Source organism: Nocardia sp. NPDC006044, from assembly GCF_042871115.1.
In the GTDB taxonomy this organism is placed as follows: domain Bacteria; phylum Actinomycetota; class Actinomycetes; order Mycobacteriales; family Mycobacteriaceae; genus Nocardia.
Genome location: NZ_JBIAID010000003.1, coordinates 1,092,531 through 1,119,469, shown reverse-complemented (window position 1 = coordinate 1,119,469; position 26,939 = coordinate 1,092,531). Strand labels below are relative to the sequence as shown.

General features: G+C 65.1%; 25 protein-coding genes, 1 tRNA gene and 1 pseudogene. 15 read left to right on the top strand and 12 right to left on the bottom strand.

The window, feature by feature from the left end:
* Together ACFYO1_RS29680 and ACFYO1_RS29675 are read right to left on the bottom strand one after the other, a co-directional pair.
* Positions 1-1,299 carry a D-arabinono-1,4-lactone oxidase gene (locus ACFYO1_RS29680; protein ID WP_387237708.1) on the bottom strand — a complete coding sequence of 433 codons (1,299 nt, stop codon included), beginning with the start codon at positions 1,297-1,299 and terminating at the stop codon, positions 1-3.
* A 53-nt stretch (positions 1,300-1,352) separates the two neighbouring features.
* Complete coding sequence (locus tag ACFYO1_RS29675) at positions 1,353-2,024, bottom strand: TetR/AcrR family transcriptional regulator (RefSeq protein ID WP_387237705.1); 672 nt, start codon at positions 2,022-2,024, stop codon at positions 1,353-1,355.
* A gap of 117 nt (positions 2,025-2,141) precedes the next feature.
* Between ACFYO1_RS29675 and ACFYO1_RS29670 the strand changes: the two genes are divergently transcribed.
* Positions 2,142-3,641: an MFS transporter gene (locus ACFYO1_RS29670; RefSeq protein ID WP_387237702.1), complete on the top strand. Its 1,500-nt coding sequence runs from the start codon at positions 2,142-2,144 to the stop codon at positions 3,639-3,641.
* A gap of 66 nt (positions 3,642-3,707) precedes the next feature.
* Here ACFYO1_RS29670 and ACFYO1_RS29665 read toward each other — a convergent pair whose 3' ends face one another.
* A complete protein-coding gene (locus ACFYO1_RS29665) occupies positions 3,708-4,883 on the bottom strand; it encodes a lipase family protein (RefSeq protein ID WP_387238669.1) in 1,176 nt (391 codons plus the stop codon).
* A gap of 188 nt (positions 4,884-5,071) precedes the next feature.
* Between ACFYO1_RS29665 and ACFYO1_RS29660 the strand changes: the two are divergent.
* The 7 genes and pseudogenes from ACFYO1_RS29660 to ACFYO1_RS29630 form a co-directional block, all read left to right on the top strand.
* A pseudogene (locus tag ACFYO1_RS29660) lies at positions 5,072-5,263 on the top strand (hypothetical protein); the annotation flags it as partial.
* A 205-nt stretch (positions 5,264-5,468) separates the two neighbouring features.
* Complete coding sequence (locus ACFYO1_RS29655; protein ID WP_387237699.1) at positions 5,469-5,810, top strand: DUF190 domain-containing protein; 342 nt, start codon at positions 5,469-5,471, stop codon at positions 5,808-5,810.
* Positions 5,807-6,043, top strand: a complete 237-nt coding sequence (locus ACFYO1_RS29650) for a hypothetical protein (RefSeq protein WP_387238666.1) — start codon at positions 5,807-5,809, stop codon at positions 6,041-6,043. Before ACFYO1_RS29655 ends, ACFYO1_RS29650 begins: the two co-directional genes overlap by 4 nt.
* A gap of 47 nt (positions 6,044-6,090) precedes the next feature.
* Positions 6,091-7,731, top strand: a complete 1,641-nt coding sequence (gene pgm / locus ACFYO1_RS29645; RefSeq protein WP_387237696.1) for a phosphoglucomutase (alpha-D-glucose-1,6-bisphosphate-dependent) — start codon at positions 6,091-6,093, stop codon at positions 7,729-7,731.
* Positions 7,724-9,256 carry an MFS transporter gene (locus tag ACFYO1_RS29640; RefSeq protein WP_387237693.1) on the top strand — a complete coding sequence of 511 codons (1,533 nt, stop codon included), beginning with the start codon at positions 7,724-7,726 and terminating at the stop codon, positions 9,254-9,256. The genes pgm and ACFYO1_RS29640 overlap by 8 nt, the downstream gene beginning before the upstream one ends.
* A gap of 448 nt (positions 9,257-9,704) precedes the next feature.
* Entirely contained in the window at positions 9,705-10,442 is a 738-nt protein-coding gene (locus ACFYO1_RS29635) for a DsbA family protein (protein ID WP_387237690.1), read from the top strand.
* Positions 10,443-10,555: 113 nt separating this feature from the next.
* A complete protein-coding gene (locus tag ACFYO1_RS29630; protein ID WP_387237687.1) occupies positions 10,556-11,359 on the top strand; it encodes an SAM-dependent methyltransferase in 804 nt (267 codons plus the stop codon).
* A 455-nt stretch (positions 11,360-11,814) separates the two neighbouring features.
* On the opposite strand, the gene ACFYO1_RS29625 is transcribed toward ACFYO1_RS29630, so the two are convergent.
* Complete coding sequence (locus tag ACFYO1_RS29625) at positions 11,815-13,203, bottom strand: DUF222 domain-containing protein (RefSeq protein ID WP_387237684.1); 1,389 nt, start codon at positions 13,201-13,203, stop codon at positions 11,815-11,817.
* 122 nt (positions 13,204-13,325) lie between these two features.
* On the opposite strand from ACFYO1_RS29625, the gene ACFYO1_RS29620 reads away from it, so the two are divergent.
* A tRNA-Ala gene (locus ACFYO1_RS29620) sits at positions 13,326-13,398 on the top strand.
* A gap of 98 nt (positions 13,399-13,496) precedes the next feature.
* Here ACFYO1_RS29620 and ACFYO1_RS29615 read toward each other — a convergent pair.
* The 3 genes from ACFYO1_RS29615 to ACFYO1_RS29605 form a co-directional block, all read right to left on the bottom strand.
* Entirely contained in the window at positions 13,497-14,798 is a 1,302-nt protein-coding gene (locus ACFYO1_RS29615) for a hypothetical protein (RefSeq protein ID WP_387237681.1), read from the bottom strand.
* A gap of 377 nt (positions 14,799-15,175) precedes the next feature.
* Positions 15,176-15,439, bottom strand: a complete 264-nt coding sequence (locus ACFYO1_RS29610; RefSeq protein WP_387238663.1) for a helix-turn-helix domain-containing protein — start codon at positions 15,437-15,439, stop codon at positions 15,176-15,178.
* Between the two features lie 408 nt (positions 15,440-15,847).
* Positions 15,848-16,117: a hypothetical protein gene (locus tag ACFYO1_RS29605; RefSeq protein ID WP_387237678.1), complete on the bottom strand. Its 270-nt coding sequence runs from the start codon at positions 16,115-16,117 to the stop codon at positions 15,848-15,850.
* Between the two features lie 543 nt (positions 16,118-16,660).
* On the opposite strand from ACFYO1_RS29605, the gene ACFYO1_RS29600 reads away from it, so the two are divergent.
* The 3 genes from ACFYO1_RS29600 (at position 16,661) to ACFYO1_RS29590 (ending at position 19,609) form a co-directional block, all read left to right on the top strand.
* The gene (locus ACFYO1_RS29600) at positions 16,661-17,050 is read left to right on the top strand and encodes a hypothetical protein (protein ID WP_387237675.1); all 390 of its coding nucleotides are present in this window, start codon (positions 16,661-16,663) and stop codon (positions 17,048-17,050) included.
* Entirely contained in the window at positions 17,047-18,354 is a 1,308-nt protein-coding gene (locus ACFYO1_RS29595; protein WP_387237673.1) for a caspase family protein, read from the top strand. The genes ACFYO1_RS29600 and ACFYO1_RS29595 overlap by 4 nt, the downstream gene beginning before the upstream one ends.
* Before the next feature lie 229 nt (positions 18,355-18,583).
* The gene (locus tag ACFYO1_RS29590) at positions 18,584-19,609 is read left to right on the top strand and encodes an IS110 family transposase (protein ID WP_387237670.1); all 1,026 of its coding nucleotides are present in this window, start codon (positions 18,584-18,586) and stop codon (positions 19,607-19,609) included.
* A gap of 671 nt (positions 19,610-20,280) precedes the next feature.
* Here ACFYO1_RS29590 and ACFYO1_RS29585 read toward each other — a convergent pair.
* The 4 genes from ACFYO1_RS29585 to ACFYO1_RS29570 form a co-directional block, all read right to left on the bottom strand.
* Positions 20,281-20,694, bottom strand: coding sequence for a hypothetical protein (locus tag ACFYO1_RS29585; RefSeq protein WP_387237667.1), 414 nt, complete (start codon positions 20,692-20,694; stop codon positions 20,281-20,283).
* A 458-nt stretch (positions 20,695-21,152) separates the two neighbouring features.
* Positions 21,153-21,521, bottom strand: coding sequence for a DciA family protein (locus tag ACFYO1_RS29580; protein WP_387237664.1), 369 nt, complete (start codon positions 21,519-21,521; stop codon positions 21,153-21,155).
* A gap of 59 nt (positions 21,522-21,580) precedes the next feature.
* Positions 21,581-22,441 (bottom strand): hypothetical protein, encoded by an 861-nt coding sequence (locus ACFYO1_RS29575; protein WP_387237661.1) that lies wholly within the window; start codon positions 22,439-22,441, stop codon positions 21,581-21,583.
* Entirely contained in the window at positions 22,405-23,328 is a 924-nt protein-coding gene (locus ACFYO1_RS29570) for a DciA family protein (RefSeq protein WP_387237657.1), read from the bottom strand. Before ACFYO1_RS29570 ends, ACFYO1_RS29575 begins: the two co-directional genes overlap by 37 nt.
* A gap of 1,395 nt (positions 23,329-24,723) precedes the next feature.
* Between ACFYO1_RS29570 and ACFYO1_RS29565 the strand changes: the two genes are divergently transcribed.
* Both ACFYO1_RS29565 and ACFYO1_RS29560 read left to right on the top strand, forming a co-directional pair.
* Entirely contained in the window at positions 24,724-24,915 is a 192-nt protein-coding gene (locus tag ACFYO1_RS29565; protein ID WP_387237654.1) for a hypothetical protein, read from the top strand.
* A gap of 177 nt (positions 24,916-25,092) precedes the next feature.
* Entirely contained in the window at positions 25,093-25,290 is a 198-nt protein-coding gene (locus ACFYO1_RS29560; RefSeq protein ID WP_387237651.1) for a hypothetical protein, read from the top strand.
* Between the two features lie 257 nt (positions 25,291-25,547).
* On the opposite strand, the gene ACFYO1_RS29555 is transcribed toward ACFYO1_RS29560, so the two are convergent.
* A complete protein-coding gene (locus tag ACFYO1_RS29555; protein ID WP_387237648.1) occupies positions 25,548-25,883 on the bottom strand; it encodes an Lsr2 family protein in 336 nt (111 codons plus the stop codon).
* A 418-nt stretch (positions 25,884-26,301) separates the two neighbouring features.
* Here ACFYO1_RS29555 and ACFYO1_RS29550 point away from each other — a divergent pair, with 418 nt between their 5' ends.
* Complete coding sequence (locus ACFYO1_RS29550) at positions 26,302-26,928, top strand: LysE family translocator (protein ID WP_387238660.1); 627 nt, start codon at positions 26,302-26,304, stop codon at positions 26,926-26,928.
* The last annotated feature ends 11 nt before the right edge of the window (positions 26,929-26,939 follow it).

The following is a 26,939-nucleotide window of genomic DNA, read 5'->3' as shown; positions in this document are numbered from 1 at the left end:
TCAGTCGATCGGGCCGAGGACTCGGTTCAGGTAAGCGTTGCTGAAGCGGCCTTTGGGGTCGAAGCGGCGGCGCACCTCGGCGAAGCGATCCCAGTCGGGGTAGCGCTCGCGCAACGTGTCCGCGGTCTGGAAGTGCCGCTTGCCCCAGTGCGGGCGTCCGTTGTAGTTGTCGAACACCGCTTCGCAGGCGCGGAAGTACGGCTCGTAGGCCATGCCGCGGTACTGGTGCACCGCGATATAGCAGGTGTCGCGTCCGGTGGCGGGGGACAGGAACGCGTCGTCCGGTGCGACCCAGCGGACCTCGATCGGCATCGCCGTATGGAAGTTCGTGGCGACCTGCTTGATGTCGCGGATCGCGGCGGCGGCGTGCTCGCGCGGGATCGCGTACTCCATCTCGGTGAAGCGCAGCAGGCGCGGGGACGCGAAGACCCGATAGGAACGGTCGACCTGACGGCGGTAGCTGCCCGCGTAGGCGGCGCCGCGCTGGATCATCGGCACCAGCCGCGGCTGCCAGCGGGCGAGTTTGCACAGCGCGTCGAAGGTGTAGTTGGAGACCAGGATGTCGGTGAACCAGTCCGCGGCCTTGCTGCGCGGCTGCTCGACCAGCTCGACCGGGTTGTTGCGCTTGGTCATGGCCAGCGGGCTGTGGCCGAACATGTAGAACTCGAAGTGCTCGTTGTTGTCGACGTGGGCATCCAGGTCGGCCAGCAGGTCCGCCACGGGGACCGGCCGCTCGATGCCTTCGAGCACGAACGACGGCACCAGTTGCAGCGTCACCGCGGTGATCACGCCGAGTGCGCCGACGCTGACCCTGGCCGCGCGCCAGCCGTCCGGATCGGTCTCGGCGTTCAGCTCGACCCGGCTGCCGTCGGCGAGCATCAGCTCGATGGAATGCATTGCGGCCGAAAGGTTTTGCAGGGTGGCCCCGGTGCCGTGGGTGGCGGTGGCGGTGGCGCCGGCCACGGTCTGGACGTCGATGTCGCCCAGATTGGGGAAGGCGAGGCCGTGCTCGTGCAGCTGATTGCTCGCGGCGTTGAGCGTGATGCCCGCTTCGACCCGGACGCGTCCGGTGGCGGTGTCCACGTCCAGGATGCGATTGAGCTCGGCCAGGTCGAGCAGGACGCCGTCGGTCAGGACGGTGTCGGTGAACGAATGTCCGGCGCCCGCGACGCGCACGATCTGGCCGGCGTCGCCGGCCCGGCGGAGAATCTCGGCGACCTCATCAGCAGTGCGCGGGGCGGCGATGGTCGCCGGTGCGCACTGTTGATCGCCAGCCCAGTTCACCCACGAGTTGGTCATGTGTCCAACTGTAGGGGATCACTATGTGATCTGGCCTACCTATAACGCAGTTGTTACCTTTTGCGTCCCTGGCACGCGCCCTTCGCCTGTTCCACCTCGGTGTCGTTCAGCGGCGGCACCAGCAGTTGCTGCGGCGGGGTGCGCTCGGAGCGCACGCCGTTGAGCACGATGGCCATATAACGCTGCCAGACGTCCGGATTGACCGGCCGGGCGAACTCGGCGATGCCGTCGACCATGTGGATCAGCGCGAAGAAGTCGGAGGGTTCGATGCCGGGCGCGAGCACGCCGGCCTCGCGGGCCCGGTCGACGATGCCGGTGACGGTCGGCTTGATCCGATCGCGCACGACGACGAACCGGTCGACGTCGTCCTCCAGTTCGAGCATCACCTCGCTGAAGCCACGGTTCTTCGCCATGTGACGGCAGGCGTATTCGAAGAACTCGACGAGTCCGAACCAGGGATCGGCGTGCCGGTAGGCGGACTCGGCCGCCTCGGCGAACTCGGTGATGCTCTGTTCGAAGACCTCGGTGATCAGTTCCTTTTTGTTGGCAAACCGCCGGTAGACGGTGCCGACACCGACGCCGGCGCGTTCGGCGACGTCGTCGAGGGTGATCTCCAGTCCGTGGTCGGCGAAGAGTTCGCGCGCCGCGGCGATGATCCGCTGTTGATTCCGGGCGGCATCGGCACGCAGGCGCCGGGGTGGAGAAAGGGCCGTGGCGTGATTCACACCCACATCCTATCAAGTATCGGGATTAAGCGGAGGCGTTCTCTCCGTTATGGTGGTAGCTTCTAACGGTAACCGGAGGCGTCAACTCCGCATCAATACTCGAGACAAAGGGGACATATGACTACCACGTTCGATCGTGGGGCACCCGCCCCCGCGAAACCGGATCAGGGCCGTCGCGGCTCGCACGCTCTGCGCTGGTGGGTGCTCGCCGTCCTCGGCGTGGCGCAGCTCATGGTCGTGCTGGACGCGACCGTCGTGAACATCGCCCTGCCCGCCGCGCAGCGCGACCTCGGCTTCAGCGACGGCGACCGGCAGTGGGTGGTCACCGGTTACGCGCTCGCGTTCGGCAGCCTGCTGCTGCTCGGCGGCCGGCTCAGTGACCTCTTCGGTCGCCGCAATACCTTCATCATCGGCCTGATCGGCTTTGCCGGCGCCTCCGCGGTCGGCGGCGCAGCCACCAGCTTCGAGATGCTGGTCGCGGCCCGCGTCGGCCAGGGTGTGTTCGGCGCGCTGCTGGCTCCGGCCGCGCTGTCGCTGCTTACCGTCACGTTCACCGAACCGGGTGAGCGAGCCAAGGCGTTCGGCATCTTCGGTGCGGTCGCCGGTGCCGGTGGTGCGATCGGCCTGCTGCTCGGCGGCATGCTCACCGAGTGGGCCAACTGGCGCTGGGTGATGTTCGTCAACCTGGCCTTCGCCGCCGTCGCCCTGGTGGGTGCGGTGCTGCTGCTGGCCAAGCACGTGACCGAGAATCGGCCCAAGCTCGACATCCCGGGCACCGTCGTGGTGACCGCGGCGCTGTTCGGCATCGTGTACGGCTTCTCCCACGCCGAGTCGACCAGCTGGACCAACCCGGTCACGCTGAGCTTCCTCATCGGCGGCGCGGTGCTGATCGCGGTGTTCGCCTTCCTGGAGACCAAGGTCAAGAATCCGCTGCTGCCGCTGCGCATCGTGCTGGACCGGACCCGCGGCGGTTCGTTCCTGACCGTGTTCGTCATGGGCATCGGGATGTTCGCGATCTTCCTGTTCCTCACCTACTACATGCAGCTGAGCATGGGCTACTCGCCGATCAAGACCGGCCTGGCGTTCCTGCCGATGGTCGCGGCCATGGTCGTCTCGTCCACCACGGTGCCCTCGTTCGTGCTGCCGAAGCTCGGCCCGAAGGTCGTCATGTCCGGCGGCTTCCTGATCGCCGCCGGCGGTATGGCCTGGCTGACCCAGATCGGCCTGGAGACCGGGTACGCCTCGCACATCCTGCCCGCGCTGATCCTGCTCGGCCTCGGCCTCGGTGGTGCGATGTCGACCGCGTTCCAGGGTGCGACCTCCGGGGTGCACCACGAGGACGCCGGCGTGGCCTCGGCGATGATCAACACCAGCCAGCAGGTCGGTGGCTCGATCGGCACGGCATTGCTCAGCACCATCGCCGCATCGGCCGCCACCGACTACCTGTCGACCCGCACGCCGGATCCGCTCACCGTCGCGCAGTCCGCGGTCGAGAGCTACACCACCAGCTTCTGGTGGGCGACCGCGATCTTCGTGGCCGGCGCGCTGATCACCGCGATCCTCATGCCGAACACGGTGCCGGTGCCGTCGGAAGGCGAACCGGTACTCGCGCACTGACGTTCCGCTCGAACAACACAGCGCCCGCATTCGAGGTCGAATGCGGGCGCTGTGTTGTGTTCGGACTCAGCAGTTGCTGGGCGCGGGCGCTCCGGCGAAGCGATCGCCGAGGTAGTTGAACGCGTTGATCGCGCCCGGTGCGATCGCGGTGCCGTGGTCGGCGCCGGGGATCAGGTCGAGCTGGACGCGCACGCCCTGGCTGCAGTACCGGCCGACGACGTCCCGTACCAGCTGCGGGGACACCTGGTCGTTGGCGCCGTGCCACTCGTAGATCGGAGTGCGCGGGACGCCGGGGTAGATCTCGATGCTGTTCTCGTGCAGGATCCGGACCACCGTCGGGTCGGCGTCCATCGCCCCGTAGAACACATCGCTGAAGCTCTTGTTCGCGCCCGCGTCGATGATCTGGCTGGTGCAGGCGTTGGCGATCTGGTCGCGCAGGGCGTAGCCGGCCGGGTTCAGGATCCGGTCCATCTGCAACTCGGCCGGGTACTCCCGCTCGAGCCCGATGGCGGCGGCGAAGCCGAGACCGAACAGCGGGCTGCGCTGCAACCCGACATCCTGGGCCAGTTTGCCGATGTTCATCGGGACGCCACCCTGGGCCGCGCCGACGATCGGCAGTTCCGGCGCGTACTCGGGCGCCATCGCCGCGGCGAATCCGGTCGCCATGCCGCCACCGGAGTAGCCCGCCATGCCGACCGGGCTACCACCGAGATCGGCTGGGCCGAAACGCTTTACCGCGCGAATGCCGTCCAGGGTCAGCCGGCCGCCGAGCTTCGCGGCGCCGTAGGCGCTGGTCGGTCCGAGATGATCGGGGACCGCGACCGCCCAGCCCCTGGCCAGCAGCATGTTCAGCGCGGGCCCCTCCTGCATGGTGCCGTTGAAGATGCTGTGCGACGGCGCGCACTGCATGCCGAGCGAGTTGACGAACGGCTGATACGACACCACCGGCCGGTTCATCCCGCCACCCGGCGGTAGCAGCAGCGTGGTCATCGCGGCGATCGGCGCGTCGGCCGAATTGGTCGAGCGGTAGAGCAACTGCCAGGCGGTCGCGCCGGGGAAGCCGGCCGCGGGCACCTGCCTGCTGCGCATCACGTCGCCCGGCTGGAAGTTCGCGACATCCGGTGGCGCGGAATAGAAACCGTCGCCGTCAGGCACCGGATAGATAGGCGCGGCCACCGCGGGAGCCAGGTGTCCGAGTCCTGCGGCCGCCGTCGCGAGGGCCACGATCGAGAGTCGACGCAGAGTACGGCCGACGGCTAGCTGCCGTCTGCCTGATATTTGCTGGGTACCCGGTCGGCAGTATTGCGCCGTGTCCGGGTGCGCATTCGGTTGTGCCCGCTGTGCCACCATCGTTGCTCCGACCTTGTGAGTGAGGGGTGGAGGCAACTTCGGCCAAACCTTCAGGCCATTCGTACGCGGAACTCGGCCCAATGTCAATGAACAACACTGTTCGTAGTGCTGTGACCCGCAGGGTCCGGCTGAACGGACCGTCCGGTACACCCGATAGCATGACTGGGGTGGCGTGCGCGCGGAGGGTCCCCTGGTCGACGCTCGCGGTAAATGTCATGGGATGCTTTGCTATCGGGATTCTGATGGTTCCGAGCACCGAGGTGTGGGTAGCCCACAGACTGCTGCGTCCCGTTCTCGGTATCGGAGTGCTCGGCGGCTTCACCACCTTTCCACACACCGGCTCGAGCTTCGTAGACTGCTCGAATCGGGCGCCGCGGTCCAAGCGCCCGGCTCCCGCGGGGGAGCGGTGGTGGCGTCGTCGGGGTGGACAACTGGATTCACTCGGCAGGCAACGGCACGACGGAAGGGGGCCAGGCAGTGGGAGAAGCAGGACAGTGGCAACCCGCGGCGCGACTGACGGTGCTGCTCGACGAGGACGACAAATGGCGGCACACACCGCTGTACGCGGAGATCGTCCAGCGCGCCCGCGACACCGGCCTGGCCGGCGCGAGCGTGTGGCGCGGCATCGAAGGCTACGGCGCGTCCTCCCGGATCCACACCACGCGCGTCCTGGACCTGGCCGACCATCTGCCGCTGGTGCTGATGCTGGTCGACGAACCGGTCCGGCTGCGCGCGTTCGTCGAACAGAACGCGGAGCTGTTCACCACCTTGAATGTCGCGCTCTCGCCACTGGAACTGTGGCAGGGAGCCGCCCGATGACCTTGCCGCTCGCCGGGTCCGGCGCGGTCGCGCACCGCGTAGACCATGTCGTACCAGCACGTTTCGCTTCTCTGCTGCCACTGGGCGCGCTGACCGTTAGCATTGTCGGTTCGGCGCTGCTCGGTGGATTGATCGGCGCGGGTGCGGGCAACCGGCTGCTGGAAACCAGTGTCGCGGCCGGCCTGATCGCGGTCTTCGTCGCCGCGTCGACGACACAGTGGTTGTGCCCATGATCCTGATGACGAGCAGGGCACAGCCGATACGGAAGGGAGACCCGAGCATGGCCCATGATCGAGCAGGGCGACTCGCGCGTCCCACCGACCTGGAAGACATCGCGCATCTGGTCACGGCGTACTACAGCCGGATTCCGGATCCGGAGGTTCCGGCGCAGCAGGTGGTTTTCGGCACGTCGGGACATCGCGGCTCCAGCTTGGACACGGCGTTCAACGAGGCCCACATCCTCGCGATCACCCAGTCGATCGTGGAATACCGTGCCACGCGCGGGATTACCGGGCCGGTCTACCTGGCCAGGGACACGCACGCGCTGTCCGAGCCGGCCATGGTCACCGCGCTCGAGGTGCTCGCCGCCAACGACGTGACCGCGATGATCGACGCCCGGGACCGGTACACGCCGACGCCGGCGCTGAGTCATGCTGTGCTGCGCCACAATCGGGGCGGCACCCGGAACCAGGCCGACGGCATCGTGATCACCCCGTCGCACAATCCGCCGCGCGACGGTGGCTTCAAATACAATCCGCCGCACGGCGGCCCGGCCGACAACACCGCCACCGACGCCATCGCCGCGCGCGCCAACGAGCTGCTGCGCAACGGCATGTCCGAGATCAAGCGGACCACGCTGCAACACGCGCTGGAAACCAACGTCCAGCGCTACGACTACCTCGACCACTACATCGCCGACCTGCCGAATGTGTTGAACCTGGACGCGATTCGCGGCGCGGGCATCCGGCTCGGCGCCGACCCGATGGGCGGCGCGAGCGTCGACTACTGGGAAGAGATCGGCCAGCGCTACGACCTGGAGCTGGAGGTGGTCAACCCGTTCGTCGACCCGACCTGGCGGTTCATGACGCTGGACAGCGACGGCAAGATCCGGATGGATCCGTCCTCCCGCTACGCGATGGCCTCGCTGATCGCGATCAAGGACGACTACGACCTGTCCACCGGCAACGACGCCGACGCGGACCGGCACGGCATCGTCACCCCCGACGGCGGGCTGATGAACCCGAACCACTTCCTCGCGGTGGCGATCGAGTACCTGGTCGCCAACCGGATGGGCTGGGACGCGCTCACCAAGATCGGCAAGACGGTGGTCACCTCGTCGATGATCGATCGGGTGGTCAGCGTGCTCGGCCGCGACGTGCACGAGGTGCCGGTCGGCTTCAAGTTCTTCGTGCCCGGATTGTTCAGCGGCAGCCTCGCTTTCGGTGGTGAGGAGAGCGCGGGCGCGTCCTTCCTGCGGATGGACGGCACCGTCTGGACCACCGACAAGGACGGCATCCTGCTCGCACTGCTGGCCGCCGAGATCGCCGCGGTCACCGGCCAGAGCCCGTCCGCGCGCTACGTCGAACTCGAACGCCGCTACGGCAGTCCGGCCTACGCGCGGATCGACGCCGCCGCGACGACGGAACAGAAAGCACTCCTGGCGAAGTTGACTCCGGACATGATCACCACCAAGGAGATCGCCGGTGAGCCCATCACATCCGTGCTCACCCGGGCGAAGGGCAACGGCGCGCCGCTGGGCGGGCTCAAGGTGACCACCGAGAACGCCTGGTTCGCCGCCCGGCCGTCCGGCACCGAGGACAAATACAAGATCTACGCGGAGTCGTTCCACGGACCCGAGCACCTCGCGCAGGTGCAGGCGGCCGCGGAGGAAGTGGTGGGACAGGCGCTAGGCGGTGAGTAGATCCCTGGCGCCCCGGTCCAGCGATCGGGCGGAGCCACTGCCCGTCGAGATCTGGGTGCTGGTCGGCGGCGCGTTCGTCATCGCCATCGGGTTCGGGCTGGTCGCGCCGGTGCTGCCGCAGTTCGCCCGCAGCTTCGGCGTCGGGGTCGCGGCTGCCTCGGCGATCGTGAGCGCGTTCGCGCTGATGCGGTTGCTGTTCGCGCCGGTCAGCGGTCGGTTGGTGCAGCGGCTGGGGGAGCGGTCGGTGTATCTCGGCGGCCTGCTGATCGTCGCGGTGTCGACCGGTGCCAGCGCGTTCGCCCAAAGTTACTGGCAGCTGATGGTTTTGCGATCACTCGGCGGCATCGGGTCGACCATGTTCACCGTGTCCTCGCTGGCGCTGGTGATCCGCATGTCGCCGCCCGCCGCGCGCGGGCGGGTGTCCGGGCTGTGGTCGACCGGCTTCCTGATCGGGTCGGTCAGCGGGCCGCTGGTCGGCGGGGCGCTGTCCGGACTCGGCCTGCGGATGCCGTTCGTGATCTACGCGATCGCGTTGCTCGTGGTGACCGTCGCGGTGTATCTGGCCCTGCGCAATTCGCAGCTGGCCGCGCCGGAACCCGTTGGTGGCCTGCGCATGATGTCGTTCCGCGAGGCGTGGGCCCGGTCGGAGTATCGGGCCGTGCTGTGGTCCAACTTCGCCAACGGCGCCGCGATATTCGGAGTGCGCATGGCGTTGGTGCCGCTGCTCGTCGTCGAGGTGCTGCATCAGACGCCGGGCATGGCCGGGGTAGCGCTGACCGTATTCGCGGCGGGCAATATCGCGGTGCTCTTCGCCGCCGGCCGATACTCGGATCGCTGGGGGCGCAAGCCCTTCCTGATCGTCGGATCGCTGGTCTGTGCGCTCGGCACGGCCGGTCTCGGCATCGCCGACACGCTGCCGTGGTTGCTCGCCACCTCGTTCGTGGCCGGTCTCGGGGCGGGCATGTTCACGCCCACCCAGCAGGCCGCGGTCGCCGACATCATCGGGCCGAACGCGCGCGGTGGGCCGGTGCTCGCCGGCTTCCAGATGGCGGCGGACCTCGGGACCGTGCTCGGCCCGGTCGCGGTCGGCGCGTTGGCGCAGCAGGCGTCGTATGGTCTCGCGCTCGCGGTGACCGGCGCGTTGCTCGCCGTCGCGGCGGTGGGGTGGGCATTGGTGCCCGAGCCGTTGCGTAAGCGAGCAGAGCCGGTGCGGAAGGCCGACGGCGAATGCGACCACCTCTGCGGGGCGGACGGGGCCGATCATCAGCTGGCGGGGCAGGATGCTGAGGTCGAGCACGCGGTGAACGACGCGGCCGGTGCGCCCACCGCGGACAGTCCGGTGCCGCCGATCGCCGAGCCCGTCACCGGTGAACACTCGGTGCCCGAGGTCGGGAGTCCGGAGCGGTCCGAGGCGCCTGCCCGCGATTCGATCGCGCGCAAGCCAGTCGCGCACGGGGGCGCGGCGGGCCGGGACCCCGCCGAGGTGGACACCGAACCCACGGCCCGCGACTCGGTCGCGCGGTAACTTCGGCGCCAGACCCCGTCTTCTTCGGTGGACAGCGGCGCACGCGTCGCACCACATTGTTCGCGGAACCGCGCGACACGATTTCGGACGCCGTGACTACCGGCAGCTTCCTACGTCGGTGTCACCGCGTCGCCGTGAACCGCGCCGGTTCGTGGCCGTGTACTGCGCCGGTTCGTGGCCGTGTACTGCGTCAGTTCGTGGCCGTGTACTGCGCCGGTTCGTGGCCGTGTACTGCGTCGGTTCGTGGCCGTGTGCTGCGTCGGTTCACGGCGCGGCCACCTTTGCCTGGCGCGTGCCGAATCGCTGAACGGGTTCGTGCGCGGGAAGCAAATATGTGCGCAGCGGATCGGTGGGCCCCACCGCGTATCGAACCAGCCAACTGTGCGGAATTTCGCAGCTGGCGGGGGTTGGCGGCAGGGTTCCGCACCGGTTGCGGCAGAGTGATGGGGTGAGCGAATCGCGTTCGAACTACACCCCGCGGCCCATGTCCAGCAAGACCACCTACGCGTTGGGCGCCGTCGCCCTGGCGCTGATCGTGGTGATCGTCATCTTGGCGATCCGCAGCGGGCACGACGAGGCGAGCGTACGTAATGACGGGTACGGAGCGGCGCATGATCCCGGCGTGCGCGTGCTGCTGGAACCGGACGGTTCGATTCTGCTCGGCCGGCCCGCCGCCCCCAAGACGATCGATATCTTCGAGGATCCGATCTGCCCCGGTTGCGGGAACATGGAGCGCATCTACGGTCAGGAGATCGCGCAGAAGATCGACGAGGGCAAGCTCGCGGTGCGTTACCGGCTGGTCAATTTCCTCGATCCCCGTTCGCGCAGCAAGGACTATTCGACGCGCGCGGTCGCCGCGAATCAGTGTGTGGCCGAAGGTGGTTCGGGTCCGGTGTATTCGAAGTTCCACACTGAACTGTTCACCGTCAAACGCCCAAGCGAAGGCGGCGCGGACCTGAACAACGACGAACTCGCCGCGGTCGCCCGCGTCGCGGGCGCCCCGGAATCGGTGTTGCAGTGCATTTCCACCGGAGCCAAAGTCGAGGGTGCGCGCGCCAGCGCGACCGCAACGACCGATGCCCTCGGCGCGGCACTGAACGGCTCCGCGGCCACCCCCGCCGTATTCGACGGTAAGACGAAAATCGATGTGAACAAAGAGGACTGGCTGCAGGTTCTCGCTCCGTGATGTCGACTTGACACAGATCGGCCGAATGCGCCGCACGATATCCGCTTGCGTGGATAGGCTTTTGAAAAGCGGTCGAGTGTCCGCGTATCGCGCGTTGGCGTAAGGGATGAACGATGACGAATTCCGAATCGGCCCCAGTCGAGTTCGACGTTTCGAAGCCGAGTATTTCGAGAGTCTACGACGCGCTACTCGGCGGTAAGGACTACTACCCGTCGGACGAGCACGTGCTGGAGCATCTGCGCGAAACCATGCCCGAGGTCGATGAACTGGCCAAATTGAACCGGGCCGTGCTCGGGCGCGGGGTCAAGTACCTGGCCGGCGAGGGTGGGCTGAAGCAGTACCTCGACCTCGGCGCCGGGCTCCCCACCATGGAGAACACCCACCAGGTCGCGCAGGCGCTGCAGCCGGAGGCGAAGGTCGTCTACGTCGACAAGGACCCGATCGTGCTCGCGCACGGGCGCGCGCTGCTCGGTGAGAACGGTCAGACGCGCGTCATCACCGCCGACCTGCGTGACCCAGCGGCCGTGCTGGCCCATCCCGATGTGCAGAGCATGATCGACTTCTCCCAGCCGGTGGCCATCATGCTGGTCGGCATGCTGCATCACCTGCACGACGACGAGGACCCCGAGGGCGTTGTCGACGGCTACCTCGATGCCGTGCCCGTGGGCAGTCACCTGTTCATCACGCACTTTCTCGACACGGGTGACGAGTCGCGCGCGCTGGAGAAGTCGTTCCTCGACTTCCTCGGCACCGGTCGTTTCCGCACCCGCGAGGAGATCATTCGGTTGTTCCGCGGATGCGAACTGGTCGAGCCCGGCCTGGTACCGCTGTCGTACTGGCGGCCGGACGGCATCGTGCGGGACAAGCTGACGCTGGTCGAGGAGATCATCGTCGGCGGGATCGCCGTCAAGTCCTGAGCTCGGGGCCGGACCGGACCCACCACCTGGTCGCGGCCCGGCCCGCCCGGCGCGGGCGATCCGACTCCAGGAGTTCCCCGGGACCGCGGACGCCGAGCATTCGGTTGGTCCGGGGGCCGAGCCGACGAACCCGTCGCAGACTCGGCCCGCTCGGCGCGGTCCCGGCCTCCCCAGTCGGCCGGACAGCCACGCGCCGAGCATTCGGTTGGTCGGGAGGGCCGGGCCGTCGCATCCACCACCCGACGACCCGGCCCGTTCGACGGCGCGATCGGATTTCCCCCTGCATCGCGCGCGTCGGTTCGTGCGGACGAGCCGCCGACTCCACCAGCCGGCGGCTCGGCCCGTTCGACGGCGCGGTCCTGCTTCCCCAGTCGGCCGGGACCGCCGCGCGTCGAGTTTCCAGTTGGTCTGTGCGGTTGGGCTTGTTTCCGCATCTTTCCTGGCCCACCCGTTCCCTAAGCCTGGCTGGCCGCGGGAGTTGTTGCGTCGTCCGGTATTTCGTCCTCCGGTGCGATTCGGCAGAGCTGACGGTGGACCAGCACGTGCCCGCGGAACGGGTAGGCAATGTCGTCCGGAGAATCTCTCGAAGCTGTTGGGGTGCTGGTATTTTGGCCGATCGGAAGATCGATATCGTTATGCGGGAACAGGTATCGGGCACCCTCGCGGGACGTGGTGTGTATCTCGCCGGCCGGCGAGGTCCACTGCAACCTGTCCGGGTCGGCCAGCCACGTGTCCCACGGTACTTTCTTGTTGTCGGCCAACGTTTTCAAGCGTTTGTGACGGGTGCACAACACTGTTGTGCCGGTGCTCGTGACATCCGGTTCGGACTCGGCGGCAGGTATCGTGCACCCCGGGAACCGGCACATCCCGTCCACCGCACGCACCTCCCGATCCAACCGCGGCGCCTCCGGCTCGCTTTCCGAACGTTCCGAAATCACTTGGAAACGAGCATGTTCCGCGAGTATCCGCGCCAACGCGGCATCGATCGGCCCGTACCCCGCTAGAAACGCGGGCGCGTCCCGCATATCCAGCAACGCGTCCGCCGCGATCCCGATCTGGATCAACGGCCGCCGCGGGGCCTCGCCCGTCGCCTCCTTCTTCGGGCATCGCGCGCCCCGCCCGCACGCGCACCGCAACCGCCCCGACCCGTCCGCCAACGCCACCAGCGCGTCCGCCCGCCGCTGCGGCATCGTCCGCGGGTCCGCCGCGCACACCTCCAGGCTCATCTCCCGCAGCCGCATCGCCACCGTCTGAGCGCCGGCCGCGGGCAACAGCCCGTCGAACACCGCCATGCAGTCCTGCATCGCCCGAATCCGGACGTCCCGGTCATCCTGCTGCCGCTCCCGCCGCCGTTGCGCCCCAGCGGGATCCAGCCGCGCGGCCCACCGCCGCGCCGCCTGCCGCAGCCGCACCGGCGTCGTCCGCTCCGCCGTCTCCAGCAACCTCGGTTCCAGCTCGCCGAGCACCTCCCTGGCCACCGCACGCGTGTTGTCGATGATCACCCGCACCTTCGCCAGGTCGATCCGCCCCGCCGCGAACTCCGCCCGCGTGCGCGGCAGCCAATCCTCCAGCGCCAGCCCGACATCGATCATCGCGGCCGTCGACCCCTCGTCGACCCGCAACGCCACCGCCGCCTCCGTCGCCGCGAACTCACCCGCCCGCACCCCACCCGGCCCGGGCTCCGCACTCACCGCCCGATGCCGCCGATACAACTCCCGTACCGCGAACACCTCCGCCGCCTGCGCCGCCGCCGACGCCCCATGCGCAGTCCGAAGAGCATCGATCAGCCCCTCATCGCTCATGGCCTGAAAGTCCAGCACCGAGAGATCGCTTCCTTCGAACATGCGTTCGAGTCTACGACGCTCAACCCCCCGCCGCCACCCCCGATTCAACGCGATTTGGCCGCCGCCACCCCCGTGGTGTAACTTCGTTCAGGCAGTCAGGGAAACCTGAAAGCAACCCACTCGGGGCTATGGCGCAGCTGGTAGCGCACCACACTGGCAGTGTGGGGGTCAGGGGTTCGAGTCCCCTTAGCTCCACTGTTTACCCAAGTCAGGCCCGGCAATCGCCGGGCCTGACTTGTTTGTTTGGAAGATCCCCCATGGTTTCCCCCATTGTTCATCACCCATGGTTCGCCTCAGCGGAGCTTGTCGAGGGCGGCGGTGGAGTCGGGGGCTTGCCGTGGGCGGTCGAGGTAGCGGTCGGTGATGTCGGCACCGGTACTGATCACCGCGTGCCCGCCTTGGCGGCTGGCCTGTTCGGTTCCGTACTCCTCTGCGACCGCGGTCAAATTCGTTCGGCGCATCGTCCGTGCGGTGATCCACGCGTACACCGAGCCGCGAGCGGCGCGCCACGTGCGGGCGGTGTTGTGCGGATCGCGCCACCCGCCTGTCCGGGACGGAAACATCGGAGTCTCGTTGTCCTCGCTCCAGTCGTCGGCCCCCATCTCCTTCAAGGTGTCCACCGCCCAGTCCGGCAGCACGACAACGTGGTAGCCGGCGTCGGTCTTAGTCCAATTCTGGCGGTAGAGACCGTTCTTGCCCTTCTTTCGTTTGATTGTTCCGCACACGACCAGTTTCCACTTGTCGACATCTTTGACCACATCGCACCTGCGGAAGGCGAGACCCTCGTATGGTCGACAGCCCGACGCCAAGAGTATGTCGGCGATACGCAGAATATCGGGGTCCCGCTTCGGGCCATGCGTATAAGCGGGAGTCCCTGGAATCTCTTCCCCGGCAAGCCATTTCTTGAGCTGTGTCTGTAAACCGTCGCGGGTCGCCTTGTCCATCGCCTTCGCTTTGTCGCGTCGCCGTCGGCCGCGTTTCCGGACCACGCTCATCGGATCGATGGGCATCGCGCCCAGTTTGACGCCCAGCTGCACGATTCCGCTGAGAATCAGGTGATGTAGCGCTGCCTTGCGGGTATACCCGGCGGCGCGAATGGATTTGAGGTGCTGATCGAGGCGGACGGCGTCGACCTCCCAGTTGCGCAGCTCCCCCAACATAGGCCTGATCTTGATGGTGTCGCTGATGTAGCGTCTGTCAGGTGTGCCATCCTTCTTCAATCGAGGTTGAGGGCTATTGATTTCAGCGATGTACCCCTCGAATGTGCTGCGGTCGAGTGTCCCTTCCTGAACTTCGAGTTCTCTCTCGTCGATCCATGCGTCGATCAGGCTGGAGAATGTAGACTTCCGTGTTATGGGTCCGCTGCCAGTGCAGATGCTCTTTCCGGCGAGCAGCAGCCGCGCCTGATAATCGTCCTGAAGCTTCTTTCTGGCCTTACCTTCTGATTCGGCTACGAAGTCGAGTGGATAATCCCGGCCCGTGTGGGGATGCCGAAATTTTCCTCGGGCCCGATATTTCCCTTTGTATCTACCAGATGTCTGGAGTTTGCAGCTGACATTACCGAGTCCGCCGAGCGATATCTCGGCCCGTGGCATGGCGCCTCCTTTGCAAGGGGATTGATTGAGGGCGCAGTGAGTAACCTCGGTGTTCGGGGCGGCCGGACTCCCGGAGAAGAGGGGTGGCGGTGCGCCACCGTCCGTTGCCTACCGTGGCTTTGCGGAGCGTTGAGTTGTCCCGGATCCGAGGTATCGGTGAACCACCCACTGAGTTCGCTACGGGGGCCGTGTCCGGCATCTCGGTGCGGAGGGTGCCGCGAGCAGGCTTCGATACTTGGGATGGAAAGCGTGTCGCATGGAGAAGGTTTGGCGAGAGCTGGTGTCGGTCCTTTGCCCAACTCGGCCGCTCCGGGCGGGTCGCTCAGTTCGCGCCGGACTTGGCACGGCACAAGTAACGCACTGCGGGGCCCAGGCGCTCAACGGTTCGGGCCGTGGCCGTCCTGTTTCCTAGTGGGAGGTCGACGACGGTTGCCAGAGCCTGTGTCGTTCGAGCTAGGTGGCTCCGGGTAGCCGACCCTGTCGATTTGCTCTTGCTCCCACAACACCAGATCGTCGAGTCGGTACCGACGATGGCGGCCTATCCGTGCATAGCGGGGACCTCGTTTGGTGGAGGCCCAGACTGCGAGCGTCTTCTTGGGAATCTTGAGACGCGCGGCCACTTCGTCGGTGCTGAGCCACATTTCACTGTTGTTCAATGGAATCGCCTGGGTGATGTGGTGTTTGGCCGATCGGGAAGCTTCGGGTCGGGAGGGTTGCTGAACTCGTGTTCCGCAGGACGTGCTTGATGGGGCAAATGACCGAAAAGATGAGTGATTTGCGGGTTCGAGTGAGGACCAGTGTCATCGTGAGACGCCAAAACGATCCGAGGGTGTGGTTGATTCGTCGTGGCATCCCCGACATCGACTCGGGGTCTAGGTGGGAAGTTCCGGTTCACCGGTTACCTCCTTCTCAGGGCGCGTCAGCGCGGTCGAGTATTGAATAGGCTCCCTGAGAAGGTTTTTCGTTCCTACCACACTGAATCGTGCAGAGCAAGGCGGCTTGCGTGCCGTAAGGGAGCGTCGGACCAGTACGGCCTGCCCGCGCCAGTATCAGTTGGCAGCAATGTGCCAGTTGGAAGCACCGGAAGTGCCGGTGCTGTTCGGCACGCCCACGACGCCGTCAAGCTCGGCAACCGTGTGTTGCCGATCGCACCGATCTGGGCGTTCCACCACGCCGCGACAGCAATCGACCCGGCGAAAGCCATCGCCGCGCTGGACTCCGGTGAGGTAGACGGTCTCCAGATCAAATTCCGGCTCGCGCACGACCTGTTGTTTCTCATCGCCTCCGCCGAACGGCCGCACGACCAACTTCAAGATCAACCCGAAACCCTCTGGCAGCTCCGCGGAATCACCCAGCCCCGCCAGGACCCACGGCCGGTCGATCCGGACACAGGATGACCACGACTGCGCCGCCCTGCGTCCCTCGGCCGCTTGCACCGATCGGGGGAGGCGGTCATGCAGATCATCCAGTTCAACCTGCGGGATTTGGCTTCGGAAGGGAATGATCAGCGTTCATGACTATCAATTTATGGATTACCGAGGTCAGAATCCGTCCTGGTATCGGTCGGCAGGATCGTCGTACGGCACAAGCCATGTTCGACCATTGCCGTTCGCTCGACGTGGGCAAACGACACACATAATCGGCTATGAGCGGATGTTCTACGGCGCAATCGATCTCGCTCGCTAGTCGCACCGTTGACGCGATGCAGCGCTGGCGCGGGGGACGTGCGACGTCGATCCGGACCGCTCACTGGCCGGGTTGATGCGATATGACCGAAAGTTGGACGGCCACCGCGGGTTTGGATACCCTCGTTGGGCGCATCGGCTCGACGAGTACGTGTGGTGACAGCCGGAAGGTTTCCGATGGACGTGACGCTCGAGTTCTGTGACAGCACTGCTAGCGGTGTGTCCGATGATGTTCGTTCGCTTCGCCAATGGTTGCTGTCCGAACCGGATTTGCACGGCCGGGTCACCCTGGTGGCGGCGGCGCCGGACGAGGGCACTCTGGGGTCGACGGTGGAAACGCTGATGGTGGCGTTGGGGCCCGGTGGCGTCGCAACGGCCGTCGCGAGTGTGCTCATCAGCTGGATTCGTCGACGGGTCACCGACATCAACGTCAAGATCACCAGGCCCGATGGGAGTACCTGCGAAGTCTCGGCCAGCAATGTGCACGACAAGCATGCCGAGTCTGTCCGTGAACTAACCGGTTGGCTCACGGAGAGGGAACGCCACCGCGGCGACGGTGTCGAATGAGGTTGAACACGAGTGGTTCTCGTGTTCTGATCGTTGGCACCGGTACCCATGTGGCCGGGTCGCTGCTGCCTGACGTGCCCGCGGTCGCGGCGACGGTCGCGGAAGTGCGCGCCGCGCTGACCGAGCAGTGCGGGCTCGCCGAGACGAGTGTCACCGGGCCGCTGCTGGATCCGACTCAGTCCGATTTCGGTGATGCGCTTTCCGATGTCGCCGGCGAGGCCGAGGGTGTGCTCGTTGTGTACTACGTGGGCCATGGCATCGTGGGCCCGGACGACGAGCTCTACCTGGCTACTCGTGAGACCGACCATTACAGCGAACGGCTGCACCGCGCATTGCGGTACACGGCCGTCGAGCAAGTGCTCGCGGGTAGTAGGGCGCGCACGATCGTGGTGATACTCGATTGCTGTTTCGCGGGCCGCGCACTGGGCCCGATCGGGAATCTAGCAGTCGCCGCGCTCGATGTGGCGAAGCAGGGCGGCACCTACGTGTTGGCGGCTGCGTCGCGCAGTGAGCATGCACTCGCCCGCCCTGGTGCCACCTATACCGAGTTCAGTGGCGCGTTGATCGAGTTTCTGCGCGCAGGCGATGCCACCGAGCCTGCGGAGCTCACCCTCGAGGGTGCGTATCGCTTTTTGCACCGGGTTCTGTCTGCTCGCCAGGTGCCTGGCCCCCGACATCACGTGACAGGGCAGGCGGGCGCATTGATATTGGCGTCCAATCCGGCCTTTGCGCGAACCCAACCGCCGATCGAACCTGATGGATTCGATGACGCCGACCCTGTGGCCGAGCTGCCGTGCCCGTATCGCGGGCTCCACGCCTTCACCGTCGATGACGCCGCACTGTTCTTCGGCCGCGACGATGCGGTGCGAAACCTGTTGGCGGGCTTGCGGACAGCGCTGATTGCAGGCGACCCGGTCGCTGTGGTCGGGCCGACCGGAGCAGGGAAGTCGTCGCTGTTGCAAGCCGGACTGCTGCCTGCTGTGGCGCATGGTCACCTCGGCGTGCCCGGCGCACAGCAGTGGCCGCACGTGGTCATGACACCTGGACCGCACCCGATGCGCGGACTCTCCGCGCTACGACAAACCACCTTGTCCACCCGTATGTTGCTGGTCGTCGACCAACTGGAAGAGGTGTTCACGCTCTGCCGCGCCGAGAGCGAGCGTCGCCGCTTCCTGACTGTTCTGTGTGCTCTGGCTCGTGAGAGTGACTGCTTTGCAGTGGTTTTGGGAATTCGTGCCGATTTTTACGGTCACTGCCTGCACTACCCGGAGTTGGCGTCGGTGCTCGTGTCATCGGCTAGTTAGACACTTGATGGCAGGACCAGATTCCGGCCAGGATTTGGTCCAGGTGCCCGGTAGGAGTGCTCTCTCAGCGGCTGCCCACCATCGTTAATTGGTGTGGCTCACTAATTGGCTTGCCTCCCGCCGGGTGCCGTGCCGGAGTGGCTCGAAAGGGGACTGCCCCACGCTCGAACTAGCAATGCCCTCCCGGCACGGACACCACAGGTTGACAGACCAACGGGAGGCCACGGCGATGACCGTCATCATCGGAATGGATCCACACAAACGCTCTGCCACCATCGAAGCCATCGACCCCGCCGGGCGAGTCCTGGCTACCGGCCGATACGCCACCACCACCCCCGGCTACAGCGAAATGCTGGCCACCGCACAACGATTCACCGACAGGGTCGGGGCGATCGAGGGCTGCAATGGTGTCGGCCGCCATTTGGCCCACCGCCTGGTCCACGACGGGGAAACCGTCCTCGACGTCCCCGCCAAACTCTCCGCACATGTACGGGTCTTCGCCACCGGCAACGGCCGCAAAACCGACCCCGTCGAAGCGCACTCGGTGGCGCTGGCGGCCCTGCATTCACCGAATCTGCGCCGCGTCGACACCGATCCGGAGCTGATCGCGTTGGGCATGCTCGCCGACCGCCGTGACGGGCTCGGTCACGCACGCACCGACACCCTCAACCACCTGCACCGGATACTGCTGGAACTGATTCCCGGCGGCGCCAAGAAATTCCTGTCCTCCCACCAAGCCCGCGAGCTGCTCACCACGATCACCGCGACCGACCCGGTCACCACGATCCAGCAACGATTGGCGCTGGAATTGATCGAAGACCTCGAGGCCATCGACCGCAGGACCAGGGCCGCGGACAAAGAACTGCGCCAACTCGTCACCGACCGCGGCTCGTCATTGATGCAGTTGCACGGCATCGGACCCTCCAGCGCCGCACGGCTTCTGGCCGACACCGCAGACATCCACCGCTTCGGCAACCGCGACCGATTCGCGTCCTGGAACGGAACCGCCCCACTAGACGCGTCCTCCGGCGAGCAGCAACGCCACCGACTTTCCCGCGCCGGCAACCGCAAAATCAACCGAGTCCTGCACATCATGGCCGTCGTTCAACTACGCCACCCAACCGCTGGCCGGGCCTACTACGACACCGCCGAACCGGCGGTAAGACATCAATGGAAGCGTTACGCGCGCTCAAGCGGCGACTGTCCAACGTCGTCTACGCCCGCATGCTCGACGATCAACGCCGTCGTGAATTAGCGGGCCCGGGAGGGCAATCGGGGGCGACTACTGACTCCAGCGCGACCGGTTCCAACCCGCACACCGATCCTTCGGACAAGCCACAACCCGGACCCAACAAACAGGCTAACCCCCAAACCCCTGCGGGGCCTTGACCTAATGGGGGTGCCAATACAGGGCGTTTGGCATGGTCGCCCAAGGCCTGGCATCGCCGACCTGGAACATGTTCACTCGACGGGCTACGGCTTTGGGTGGGTCCGCTGCATCGCAACAGGCGGTCCCACGACGCATGGCGGTTCGGCATTGGTCGCCGGCGGGGTGCGCTGTCGAGATTCACGAACACCAACTTGGGTGGTGTTGAGATTCGCGACCAAAGTGGTGTCGAAGTTCGCGACCAGAACCACCGGGACGGCTCATCTGAGGGTTTCCGCGTGAGTCGGGCGAATTCCGCACGAATCGTGCCAGTACATGGGTACATACAGACTTTGTCGACCGCCAACCTCGGAAGGGCCCGGCCCATGACTCCTCACCCTCCGGCAGCGCAGAACTTCCAATCTCTGGCACGGTGATCGCGCCGGGGACAACGGCACGCCGCGCGCCCGGCCCGTCGCCAGACGAGCTGCTGACCACGGCCGAAGTGGCCCCATCAATACAAGTGCGTCGATAGTCGTCGAGACGATAGACATTGCCGTCTACGCTGTGGTGAGTCCTCGTTTGATCATCACTTCGCGATATCCCGCGGCGAGGTCAGGTGAACCGTCAGTTTTGGGGTTGGCTGCGGCGGCAGCATGAATCTCGTCGGCGACGAGCACGGGCTGGCCGCAGGACCGGCGCTCATCGGCGTGTGCTCGCCATGCCTCGGCCAGTTGAGCTTCGGTCAGGTGCAGGCAGCCTGTCAGCAATGGCACGATAGCGAGTGGATCACGCAGCCGAAATGTCGAGCTAACCCGTTCCACCGATACCGCGATGGCAAAGCCGGCCGGGCATCGCTCTCCCATTTCGGCAGTGAACTCGTCGGGCAATGCGGTGCGAAGCCGATGGCGATGCATCGGGTGAGCTTCGAACCACGCCTTGTCCATCGCGGATGCCTGTTCGACGGTTTCCATCTCGATTTGGCTGCGACCGCGAGCCGCTCCGAAAGCTAAGTGTGTACCTCCAGCGTTTCGTGTCGACCGCTTCAGCCGATTGCGCTTCGCCTTTCCCATGGTCGTGATAAATACAGGTCGTCTGCGACGGTTGCGGTTAGGCGCGCCCGCGCCCTTCACAGGAAGCGCGTGTTCAGTGTCTGCGTGCCTTTTCCTGTGATTGCGTTTGTGGCTGCTCTCGACCGAGTCGGGAGCTGTTGAGCGTTCCCTTGACCGCGGAAAGATCGATCATTGGGTCTCAGCCGACACGCGGCGAAGCCGACCGGCACGCCCTCGGTTCCGATGGGTGCGGGCCGACTATACAATCCGTCGTCGGCCCGCACCGCCCGGCTAGCACTCCGAACTTGCGGCGCCTGCCATCTCAGACCTCCAGGGTCTCGGCGTTTGCGCAACGACCGCTTGCGGACGTATCCGCAGCGCTAGGCCGCAGCGGGTGGGACTGGCGGCGCGGCGATAGTGATCATGGTTATTGCGTCTTGTCCGATCCTTGCGTTGATCCGCCCGATCAATGACTCGCTACGGGTGCGTACGGCGGATGCCCATGGCAGAGAGCCGGTTTGGACGACCAAGGTCGTCTCGTGCATAGACACCGGGATCGGCGCTTCGCGCGGGTTCAGGATCACGTCGTCGGCGAACTCGGTGTCGATGGCATAGATCCAAGCATCCTCGACGGGGTGCCGACGCAGCGGCTCTTGTGTCTCGCCGCAGTCGTTGACTTGTGCGGTTTTCACCAGGTATGGGCGGCAGGTCAGGCACGGTATCGGATTGTGGTCGTTCTTGTGACCCATCCATCCGTTGCGGCATCCGTGTGCGCTCGTGTATTCCACCGGCGGTCACCGCACGCTCATCAGGAGACCGCCTGGTCGGCAGGGTCACCGGGGTCGCGTTGGCGGCGTTCGGTCGCGGCGATGTAGTCGAGCAGCATTTTGGCCTCGCGTTTGGTGAGGTTGGGTGCGAACCGATGCTCGACACTGTCTTTGAGTTTTCCGGCGAGCAGCGCGATTTCATCGGGTACGTCGAGATCGACAGGTCCCATCCTGGTCTGGCTTTGCCATGACTGTTCGCTTCCGAGGCGCATTGGTTTGACACCGCATTCTTCGAGCTTCTCGACGAAGGTGTGGGCATCGCGGCATTTGAGGCTCGGCGCGGTCCCGGGCCGTCCGAGGCGATCAAGGAGTTTAGCGCGCAATTCGCCCCAGGTCGGGGCGTCCGATCGCGGTGATGGCGCGGGGGTCGCGCGGTGCCGAATCCCCCAGGTGAATCGGGGGCTTTCGATCGAGCCGGTCTCCAGCACGATGCTGTCCACGAATGCCGCTGCGTCCGGGTCCGACGCGAGGTCGTGGGCCAGGACATCCTGGTCGAGGGTTTCGTCGACGTCGTTCTCCCACCTGATCACCCATTGATCGCTGCGCGACATGTAGGCCGCGGCCAACTCAATGCCATACCGGCGGGCCGCATGTTCGATGAACCGGCGGACCGCGACCGCACGATTGGCCCGGTGTGCTGCGAACTGCGCGAGCGGAGAGGTGCCTCCAGGCGGTGCGGCCCGCACGGCATCCCAATCCACCAAGGGGATCTGGAGTAGATCCTCGACGTCACCGAGGGAAAACAGCGGCACGGAGACGGTTTTTCGCGTGCCGGCGATGTCCTTCGCTACGTGCTGGGCAGGCGCTATCCACTCGGCGGTAACACAGTGATCGAAGTCCACCCGCCGGATTCGCAGATGCTGAGCCGCCTGGGCTGGCCCCACCAGCCTTGCTCGGCGGATCTCGGTCTGGAGTTCGGTGTCCTCAGCGAGGCATCGATCTCGGCCTTGGCGTATCGGTCATCTGGTCCGGGCCAGATCGCGCGTTCGGTGGTGATCCGAATGAACTCGTCATGGCGCGAGACACCCAGAACGCGGCGCGCGTCGTGTACCTCGTAGCTGGACGTTGCCCACTCGACTCGCGTACTGACAATTAATTCGATGAGGTCGCGCTGGTCGGCACACAGGCTGTCGGCGTCGCGGATGAAATACATCGCGGCACCCTTGTACTCGCCGGCTTCTTCGAGATGGCCGAGGTGAACGAGTTCCCAGACATCCTCACGCACGACGGGCAGCCCCAGAATACCCGCAATCCTCTCGGACAACCTTTGCGCACCCAGCCATGGTTCCCATTCGGTGGTGCGCCGACTTCCTTCGACAACCGGCGGCGGGGAAGCTTTGGGTTGGCGTGCAGATGGTGCCATGAATTCGATTCGGGAGACGATTCCGTCGCCGCAGACGGCTTCGATCTTGGCGATGATCTGTTTCGACAGGAGGCGGAGCTGGGCTGCCCAGGCTGTACTTGAAGTTCGAATGGTCAGGATTCCGTTGTCGCAGGCGACTGGTACCGCGTCGCGGGAAATATCTGCCCCGACGATCTCTGGCCATTTGTCCATGACCAACCGGGAACCAGGCCAGACCCCTGCGCCTCGGCCTGCACGCCGCGAACTGTTGTTTCGCTCCAGTTGCACGACGTTGGCAGTCTCATGCTGCGGGGGTGGATCAGGCACAAGTTCAGGCTGGACCTCGGCCTGGTTCTTTTTGTTTGCAGCGGTCGCGCGTTGCTCCATTCGGGCTTTGCGACGTGCCCGCTTACCCCTCGAAGTATTTGGCATGAAGAGAGGATGGGGGCAATGAGGAATAAACCCGGGAATTCCGTTCGGCGTGTCGCGGACACCATGCAGGAACGTCCGTTTTTGCCTACTTCATCAAACGAACGCCTTGCTAGCTCTATGTATAGCACTGTATCTGATACGGCTCGCGTCAAAACGTTAGAATGCTAGCATTCTTTACTTCTTTCATTCATTACTTCTTTAATGTAGATGCCGAGGGCTGGTGCCTCTCGCGATCGGCAGAATGGCGCACGCCCAAACTCACGAGTTCCTAAGCTGTACAAGACATTCGGTGTTCCGGCGACGCTGAGGCGGCCGATGGAATGCCGCGCGGGTCGACGAGGTCACAACGTCGGAGGCCCGGTAGGCGGGCGTGTCGATGACTCGTGACTGTGGCCGACATGCCACCGAGTATGAGCCATGAGCGTAATCTAGCGAGTCAGTACCGATGGCCGAGATCGACCTCGACCTGGACACCGCCATAGCTGTGGCAAGTGACGATCTTCCGCTGAACGACGCGGTATCAGGATTTCGAGCCGAGCGGCACATGACGCCGGACTAAGCGCCTGGCCACTAGCCGATGCCCGCTCTTCGGCACTACCGCGCGTTTCAGGGGCGGCCCCGATAACCGGACTCACCATCGCGACACCAAAACCTTGAAATGGGGTCGATGCGGCACTATCGCGGCAGCGAAGGCCGCTGCGGAGAAGGCGGCCAGACCCACTCGCCCGAACGGCTGAATCGACGCGCCAGCGATGATCCGGACCGGAGTCCAGACTGATCCGGCACTATTCAGACTTGCTTGTCGCTATTCCGAATGCCCGAGACCTCACCTAGAAATGGGGAACGAGGTATTACGCAAGGCTGCAGCATATTTCGCTCGGGAGAACGTGCTCCCAAAATAGTGTTCGCGGTGGTCGCCGAACTCGCCGCGGCCGGCGTGCCCGCCACGTTCTCGTGTCGGGTGCTGGGCGTGTCGAGCGCCGGGGTACTACGAATGGCGCGGGCGCGGGCTGACATCGAGCTGACCGCGGCGATCACCGCGATCCACATCGCCTCACGCGACACCTACGGCGCGCCGAGAGTGCATGCCCGAACTGCGTATAGGCAGGGGAATCCGGTTGGGCCGCAAGCGTGTTGCCCGATGCGGGCATGGCTATGCGAGCACCCCGGCGTCGAGATCATCGTGCGCGACGGCTCCACCGCCTGTGCCGAGGGCACCCGCCGGGCACTACCCGCCGCGGTGCAGGCCTCGACCGCTGGCACCTGTGGAACGGGCTCGGGCGAGTCGTCGATAAGGCCGTCGTCGCCTACAGTGCCTGCTGGGCCGAACATGGACCCAAACGTCAGCAGTTGACCCGCGAACAATCCACGATCGAGCGCTGGCATGCCATTCACGACCTGCTCGACCACGGCGTCGGACTGCTCGACCGGGCACGCCGGCTGGGACTGGGGCTCAACACCGTCAAGCGTCACGCCCGAGTGCCAGAGCCAGACCGGCTGCGCCGCCCGCCGCAGTATCGCGCTGTCTGGCCGATACCGTGATCACCTGCGCGCCCGCCGCGCGGCCGATCCTGGCGTCGCTGTTGTGCAACCTGTTCGAGGAGTTGAAAGGCTCTCGGCTACACCAGCAGCCTCAACCTGCTCTCCAAATACCTCAACCAGGGCTGTCACGTCAGTGACCGGATCGGGCCCTCACCCCGGCGGCTCACCACCTGGATCATGACTCGCCCGACTGAGTTGCCCGACGAGCGTCGCGCCCACCTGCCCGAGCTTCTGGCCACCTGCCCCCAGATGACCGCTCTGGCACGGCTCGCGCACGAGTCCGCACAACTGATGAGCAACCGGCGCGGCAGCGAACTCGACTACTGGATCAACCAGGTCCGCCAGGCACAACTACCCGAACTCAACCTTTCTTAGTCGGCCTCGACCAAGACCACGACGCCGCGGTTACCGGACTGATCCTTCCCTACAGCAGCGGCCCGATCGAGGGCATCAACACCAAGACCAAACCGATCAAGCGATAAATGTGCGGCCGAGCAGGCTTCCGGCTTCTACGACTCCGAATCCTGTTGACATAGAACACTATTCGGCACCACCGAAAGTCCGACAGAGCCCTTATCTGGACAGACCCGAGGGAATCGGATGACTGACTGTCTGCACGCCCGGGTTTTGGATTATGCGTTGGCCTTGGCGTATGCCTCGGTGATCTCGGCCGAGATTCGCCCTCGTGTCGATACTTTGTGTCCGTTCTTCGTGGCCCAGTCGCGGATGGCGGCCGAGTCCTCGCGGGTGGACACTGGCCGGGGCTTGGCGCCCTTGCCTCGCGGTGCGCGTCCGACCTTGCGGGCGTGGGGAGTCCAGTGTTCGAAAATGCCCCGCAGTGTGCTGGCGTTGAGGACGGACAGATCGATCTCGTAGCTCACTCCGTCGAGTCCGAAGATGACGGTCTCTTCGGCGGAAGACTTGCCGTCGTAGTCATCGATAAGGGTGACAACAACTTGGCGTGCCATAGAAGGTTCCTCCAGAACTGATTGGCGACGGGGTGTCGGGTGGTCATGGTAGCCGAATAAGCAGGAAGCCCAGAGGTCGAACCGCCTGCCTCCTCGGCAAGCTCATAGCATCGCTGCGGCATCCCGTCGGTCGTGTCGAAGCGGATCTGCTCTTGTAGACGCGATGGCAAGGGCTTCAACCACAGGTTGGCGCGATGAGTTCTGAGCGGTCGTGTTGGTGGCAGTGAGTTGATATCTCGGCAGCGGTAGACACCCATCATCTGGTGTTTCCTGTGAGGTTCGTGCGTTGTCATAGTGATGGCTGGGCATCTTGGTCGCCGATCCCGCACATCCGTCAGATGGCAGCGACCTCCATATTCGCAGGAGTGGGAATGCGGAAGCAGTCCGCGATAAGGTGGGCGATTAGGATCGCTACGTGATGTCTGCGGCGCATGTGCTAGCTCTCGGCGGATTGACGTTGGTAGCAGCGATGTCGCCAGGACCGGATTTTGTGATGGTAGTGCGAAGCTCGATACTCTCTGGCCGGACAGCCGGGATGGCTTGCGCGACAGGAATTGCGCTCGGCGTCTTCGTGTGGGCGATAGCAAGTGCGTTGGGGGTTGCGGGCGTCCTCGCGTCGTCGGCGTTGGTATTTTCAGTAGTTAAGGTCATCGGCGCGGCGTATCTCATACTGCTCGGAGTGCGAGCGCTTGCCGTGACTCAGCGAGATAAAAATGAAACTATCGTGAGTGCGGGCACCAGCGGGTCTAGTGTAAAGACAGCCTTGCGGCAAGGATTATTTACGAATCTACTCAATCCGAAGGTGGCTGTATTCTTCATAGCGTTGCTGCCTCAGTTCGTGCCCGCCCGACCTGCCTTAACTGACATTGTTTTGCTGAGTGGAGTTAGCGCGGTTGTTGCGTTCATGTGGTTTCTTCTGCTTGCCAACGTAATCAACGCGCTGCGCAGATTGTTTGCGCGGCGGGCATTTCTTCGGAGTATCAATGCCGTGATGGGTGCCGTATTGTTGGTATTCGGAGTTCGAATTGCCATTCAAAGTTATTAGCTTATGTGACG

What these genes read in the sequence shown, in the direction of transcription:
- ACFYO1_RS29560 (WP_387237651.1), top strand. Translation starts at nt 25,093, where the DNA reads ATGACTCGCCCGACTGAGTTGCCCGACGAGCGTCGCGCCCACCTGCCC.
- pgm (WP_387237696.1), top strand. Translation starts at nt 6,091, where the DNA reads ATGGCCCATGATCGAGCAGGGCGACTCGCGCGTCCCACCGACCTGGAA.
- ACFYO1_RS29625 (WP_387237684.1), bottom strand. Translation starts at nt 13,203, where the DNA reads ATGTTCGAAGGAAGCGATCTCTCGGTGCTGGACTTTCAGGCCATGAGC.
- ACFYO1_RS29570 (WP_387237657.1), bottom strand. Translation starts at nt 23,328, where the DNA reads ATGGAGCAACGCGCGACCGCTGCAAACAAAAAGAACCAGGCCGAGGTC.
- ACFYO1_RS29680 (WP_387237708.1), bottom strand. Translation starts at nt 1,299, where the DNA reads ATGACCAACTCGTGGGTGAACTGGGCTGGCGATCAACAGTGCGCACCG.
- ACFYO1_RS29630 (WP_387237687.1), top strand. Translation starts at nt 10,556, where the DNA reads ATGACGAATTCCGAATCGGCCCCAGTCGAGTTCGACGTTTCGAAGCCG.
- ACFYO1_RS29595 (WP_387237673.1), top strand. Translation starts at nt 17,047, where the DNA reads ATGAGGTTGAACACGAGTGGTTCTCGTGTTCTGATCGTTGGCACCGGT.
- ACFYO1_RS29670 (WP_387237702.1), top strand. Translation starts at nt 2,142, where the DNA reads ATGACTACCACGTTCGATCGTGGGGCACCCGCCCCCGCGAAACCGGAT.
- ACFYO1_RS29585 (WP_387237667.1), bottom strand. Translation starts at nt 20,694, where the DNA reads ATGGAAACCGTCGAACAGGCATCCGCGATGGACAAGGCGTGGTTCGAA.
- ACFYO1_RS29650 (WP_387238666.1), top strand. Translation starts at nt 5,807, where the DNA reads ATGACCTTGCCGCTCGCCGGGTCCGGCGCGGTCGCGCACCGCGTAGAC.
- ACFYO1_RS29580 (WP_387237664.1), bottom strand. Translation starts at nt 21,521, where the DNA reads ATGGGTCACAAGAACGACCACAATCCGATACCGTGCCTGACCTGCCGC.
- ACFYO1_RS29550 (WP_387238660.1), top strand. Translation starts at nt 26,302, where the DNA reads ATGTCTGCGGCGCATGTGCTAGCTCTCGGCGGATTGACGTTGGTAGCA.
- ACFYO1_RS29600 (WP_387237675.1), top strand. Translation starts at nt 16,661, where the DNA reads ATGGACGTGACGCTCGAGTTCTGTGACAGCACTGCTAGCGGTGTGTCC.
- ACFYO1_RS29610 (WP_387238663.1), bottom strand. Translation starts at nt 15,439, where the DNA reads ATGTGGCTCAGCACCGACGAAGTGGCCGCGCGTCTCAAGATTCCCAAG.
- ACFYO1_RS29615 (WP_387237681.1), bottom strand. Translation starts at nt 14,798, where the DNA reads ATGCCACGGGCCGAGATATCGCTCGGCGGACTCGGTAATGTCAGCTGC.
- ACFYO1_RS29590 (WP_387237670.1), top strand. Translation starts at nt 18,584, where the DNA reads ATGACCGTCATCATCGGAATGGATCCACACAAACGCTCTGCCACCATC.
- ACFYO1_RS29555 (WP_387237648.1), bottom strand. Translation starts at nt 25,883, where the DNA reads ATGGCACGCCAAGTTGTTGTCACCCTTATCGATGACTACGACGGCAAG.